Origin of the sequence: Persicitalea sp. (genome assembly GCF_041751555.1) — a bacterium.
Classification (GTDB): Bacteria; Bacteroidota; Bacteroidia; order Cytophagales; family Spirosomataceae; genus Persicitalea.
The window spans coordinates 1-4,816 of sequence record NZ_JBGSXF010000566.1 but is presented as its reverse complement, the minus strand read 5'-3'; the positions used below and the strand labels follow the sequence as shown (position 1 = coordinate 4,816).

3 protein-coding genes are annotated in these 4,816 nt (G+C 55.8%); 1 reads left to right on the top strand and 2 read right to left on the bottom strand.

Going from position 1 to position 4,816, the window contains the following annotated elements; all coding sequences use genetic code 11:
* A partial coding sequence (locus ACEW8P_RS20130; RefSeq protein WP_373514868.1) for a PmbA/TldA family metallopeptidase occupies nt 1–290 on the bottom strand: 290 nt, incomplete at its 3' end.
* 237 nt (nt 291–527) lie between these two features.
* The gene (locus ACEW8P_RS20125) at nt 528–4,163 is read right to left on the bottom strand and encodes an ExeM/NucH family extracellular endonuclease (RefSeq protein ID WP_373514867.1); all 3,636 of its coding nucleotides are present in this window, start codon (nt 4,161–4,163) and stop codon (nt 528–530) included.
* 215 nt (nt 4,164–4,378) lie between these two features.
* Between ACEW8P_RS20125 and ACEW8P_RS20120 the strand changes: the two genes are divergently transcribed.
* Nucleotides 4,379–4,798 carry a hypothetical protein gene (locus ACEW8P_RS20120; RefSeq protein WP_373514866.1) on the top strand — a complete coding sequence of 140 codons (420 nt, stop codon included), beginning with the start codon at nt 4,379–4,381 and terminating at the stop codon, nt 4,796–4,798.
* Nucleotides 4,799–4,816 lie beyond the last annotated feature (18 nt).

Genomic DNA, 4,816 nt, shown 5'->3' with positions numbered 1-4,816 from the left:
ACCCGCACCCCCACGCCATACGATTCGGTATTGGTCAGGTTTTGCACCTTATTTTCGCGTGTCACGACGAACTGATTGAGGTAGCGCCCGATGCGGATGTCGGCGTAGGTTGCGCCCTTGGCGGTGGCGGCGTTAAGCGCGGCATCGGCCAGGCGTTTTTTGACCGCGACGTCCAGCGCATTTTCGAGCAGCGCTTCGGGCGTCACGTTTCGGCCCAACACCGGAATCGTCGGCAGCATTAAAGCGCCTGCGCTCATTCCGGTCAATTGCATAAAGTCCCTTCGATTCATGGCTTGTTTTTTTGTGGTTAAATAAATTCAGGAGGATCGCACGATTTGTGAAAACGTTCTGTCTGCCAGTCGATCGAGTTCCATTAATTCTCAAAATTAAAGAAAATATGACCTGTTACTCAATTCCTTGACATTATTTATGGGAAAATAGAAGAGGGCGTAAGTCCAAAAGATACCGGAGCCCACAAAAAAAGCGACCCCGCATTCGCTGCGGGGTCGCCTATCAATCAAAAAATATTACTGCCGATGCACCCGCACCACGGCCTGCCGACCCGCTGCGTCGCGGCAACGGATGAGGTAAGTCCCGGCGGCCTGACGGTCCAGGTCCAATGGGATTTCGTTGAGGCCTTCGGTTAGGTTTTCAACGCGCTGCTGTAAGGGCTTTCCGGCCATATCCAGCACGTCCAGTACCGCCGGGCCGCTCATTACACTCTGAATACGGAGCGTGAGGGTACCCGTCGTGGGGTTGGGAAAAGCCTGGGCCGAAAGGCTGAATGGCTTTTCCGTCACTATTTCTTCGGCACCGATGCGGGCGTTTGTACCGCAACCTCCGATGGTAGCGCCCAGCTTAAGGTAGCGCTCGGCGATTTTTTCCGAGACGCACTGCGTCACGCCGTAGTAGCAGATCGTGACATTCTGGTTTTTGTTGCCACAGCGGACATCGTTTACGGTCACCTTCACTGTGGCCCTGGCCGTGCAGTTATTGGCATCGGTCACGGTCACGGTGTAGGTCGTCGTGGCCGTGGGGCAAACCTCCACCGACTGACCCGGCAAATTGACTGGCTGCCACAGGTAGGTGAGGGTTCCGGTGCCGCCTCTGGCGCTGGCCGAAATGTCGGTGCAGTTGCTGCCGAAGCCCAGGATAACCGACTTGTCGCTACCAGGCGTAACCGCAATGGCCGAGGGTTCCGTGATTGTTACGCTTTCCTGAACGGATTGTCCTCCGTTGTCCATTACCGTCACCATATATTGTCCCGCTGCCAGACCGCTCAGATCTTCGGTCATGGCTCCATTAGACCACACGAAGGTGTAGCCCGGCGTACCGCCGCTCACCGTCAGGTCGATGCTGCCCGTGGCTGTGCCGTTGCAAAGCAGATCGGTAGAACTAACGCTGATAACCAATGGCGTAACCGGAACCGTCAACGCCAAACCGACGATGACCGGATCGTGATCGGAAGTGCGGTACTGATCAGCGCTGTATAAGCTGCTGATTTGGCCGGGCGTTTTGTTCTCGGTGTTGTAATCCAGCACGATGGGCTCGTCGGCGTTGATGTGCCACTTGGTGGCACTCGTAACCTGCGACACCAGCGAGGCGCTCCCCAGCGCGTGGTCGAGTGCGCCGAAGAATCCGTTGAATGCGTAAGAATAGGTCGTGTTGGGTACCAGGTTGGTGTAGCCCGCGTTTTCCAGAGCGACCAGCGGATCTTCCTTAGCGTAAGCGTTCAAGTCGCCCAGGATCAGGTAGTCGGGATCGATCGTACCCGTGGGCATGGTCGCCAGCCACGCGGCCAGGTCCTGCGCCTGCTGGGTGCGGGTGCCGTTGGATCTGCCCTGTCCGTCATTAGCATCGGTATTTCCAGCGCCCGTGCCTGAACCTTTTGATTTCCAGTGATTGGCTACTACGGTAAATTCGGCATTGGTAGCGTTTTCTTTGAAAGTCTGCGCCAGCGGCTGGCGTCCCGTGGAATTAAAAGCTGCGCTGGTCGTCAGTGTGGCGGCGGATCCAACTGGTGTCACTTTGGCAGGTTTGTAAATCATTCCCACCGTGATAGCGTCAGAAGAAATAGAAACTCCTGGGTTAATGAACGCAAAGGTTCCGGCTCCCAGGACTGCGTTGGCTCCGCTGACGAGGTCCTGAATGGCGCTATTGGAGTCGTAACCGTCGTTTTCCAGCTCATTAAATGCGAATATGTCGACGCCCGACTCGGTTATCGCCTTGATCGTTTTGTCACGCTGACGGGTGTACTCGATCTGAGTGTTGGCCCCGCGATCGGTAGGGAAGCCGCCGCCCTGGCCATTGCCGTTGAAATAGTTCAAGAGATTAAAGCTGCCCACTTTCAGCGTGCCACCCACCGTCGGAGGCGTGGCCGGACGCTCATTTGCGGCGATAAAATTCACGCCCGCATTTGTTTGCAAGCGGTAGCCCTCAAAACGCTCGTCGAGGACCGCCGTGACGCTCGCCACCTCGTCGCCACCGCGCAGGGGATTGGTCGCGCTCAACGGCTGACCGCCCCGACCGAAGATAATCGGGTCGGGATTCCCCGTACTGCTGCCATCGTCGAGGATGATTTTACGCTTGGCTACTTCGGCCAAATAAGCGGCATAGCCCGACACACTGGGTGTGTTGAACTGGGTGTACTGGTCGAGGCGCGCGTCCGTTCCCGCCGCATTGCTGGCACCTGTCGCCGAAAGTACCACTTGCCCGAAACGGCCCAACTGGAAATTGTCCGTCACGGCCAGGTTGCCTTCCGTAGCACTTACTTCTACCAACATGCCCTCGTAGCGCTCCAGATCACTGACGTTGGCCACGGGTAGTTTGACGGTCACAATCGCAGGCAGTGGATTGCCGCTGCTGATTTGAGTGACGTTGTTCAAGTCGGTTAATTGGGTGAGACTGCTGGAAACCCCGCCGCTGGTCGTCGTGAATTCGGCTACCGTACCTGTCACTTTTACTTTCGCACCTTCGCTCCCGGTGAACGTTCCCGCCGGATCATAGACGAAAATCCCTTCCGACGTAGCAGGATCGGCATCGGCATCGGCGTCTTCTTCCTGCACGTAGAAGCCGTTGAGTCCGGTACCGCCCGGAAAAGTACGCGTGACGATTCCCTCGATGGTCGCGGTGGTCGCGGTTACCGGACTCGTCGCGCCACTACCTTGAATGTCGTGAATGAACGTAATAGTATTTGGAGAATTCACTACTTTTCCGCTCACTGATACAGCAAGATTCGCCCCGCCGCCGGAAAAACTGATTGTTCCGGAATAATTGCCAACCGACAGCCCCGCTGCCAGCGTGACCGTCACATTTGTAGTGGCCAGGGCGGAATTGCTGAACGACAAAGTACCGGGAGAAACGGTAAAGGCGGCATCGGAAGAAGTTACGGTGATTTGTCCCGAGGCGGTAGAGAAATTAGAGCCGCTGACGGAAAGGATCTTACTGGCCGAGCCACTACCCACTTCGTACGACAATTCGTCGGCTCCGGTCAGGGAAGCGGGCGTGGCCGCAATGAGTGGGCCAGCCGAGCAGGGGTTCAGCGTAGTCGCAGCGTTGCGGGGAGCGGGCGCACCCGCCGTGAAATCGGCTGAGTTGTCGTCCGTGTCCGTACAGCCGCTGGCTTTGCGCGAAGCAGAAGTCGAATTACTCAGGCCGGGGGCCGCCGCCGTTTCGAAGAAATTAGCGTTTCCGTAACCGACCAAATCCAGGATTTTGGCGCGGTCTTCGGCAGAGCAAGGCGTAGAGCCGCCGTTGCAGGGCAGAGCGTCCTGGCTGTTGACCAGAGCAACTTTGCCGGCAGCTGCGCTCATACCAGTTGTTCCGATGATATCCGCCGTCGGCAAGTCAGCGCCTGTAGTGCCTCCTGCCAGTTGCACGAGGTAATATTGTCCGGGTTGAATAGTCCCCGACAAATCAGTTTTACCATTTCCGGCACCGAGATTACCCGTTCCGGCGGCGCTGGCGTACTGGACAGAGTAAGTACTGAGCGAAACTGCGGCTGTGCCCCGGTTAAACAACTCGACGAAATCGTTTTTGAGCGGCGCACCTGAGTTGCCCCCGCCGCCATACACCTGGCTGATAACGATTTGTGCCCGCACCCCAAATAAAGGGGCCAGGAGAAGCAGACAAAGAAAAAATTTGAGGTAGATCGTTTTGGTCATAAGCTTGTAGTGGGTTAATGGTAGGCCGCAAAAGTAATCGGGTTGTCCGTGCGGCAGTATTAAGAAATTGTTATCAAAGCGTCGATAACACTAAATGTGCCATATGGTTTTCAAAACCTGCCGACGGCACTTTCGAAAGTTGGTGCCCTCACGGAATTTTCTTTATTTTGGAACCACGCTTGATCCAGAGAAAGGCAAGCGGCCCGGCGGATTTTATGAAAAAAGTACTTTTTTTATTACTTGCGATCATCGCTGTGGCGGGACTAGGCAGCTGCGTTAAGGAGGATGCGCCGTCGGGCGTGGGCTACCCACCGCTATCGGGTACCTGGAAGCTCGTGAAAAAAAACGTCCCCAACGATTCTTCCTTCACCACCAAGACTATTGATACTACCATTCCCCAAACCCTCACCTTCGAGAGCGACGGCAGGCTATCGTCCATGGGTGAGGAAACCAGTTATTACCGCAGCAGCCGGGCCTACCGGGTGGATTCTATCCGCCGAGTCCAGCAGATAGGCTTTCTTCAAGGGAGCGTGTACGTGGCTTTTTATCAAAACTTTTCTCTTAAAAACGACTCACTCACGCTGATCCCCTGTCCCAGCCGTGAATGTGATCTGATTTTTACAAAAAGCCGGTAAATCTCGCCTGTGCAAAGT

Excerpts from the sequence above, each read along its gene's own strand:
- ACEW8P_RS20125 (WP_373514867.1), bottom strand. The coding sequence starts at position 4,163 with ATGACCAAAACGATCTACCTCAAATTTTTTCTTTGTCTGCTTCTCCTG.
- ACEW8P_RS20120 (WP_373514866.1), top strand. The coding sequence starts at position 4,379 with ATGAAAAAAGTACTTTTTTTATTACTTGCGATCATCGCTGTGGCGGGA.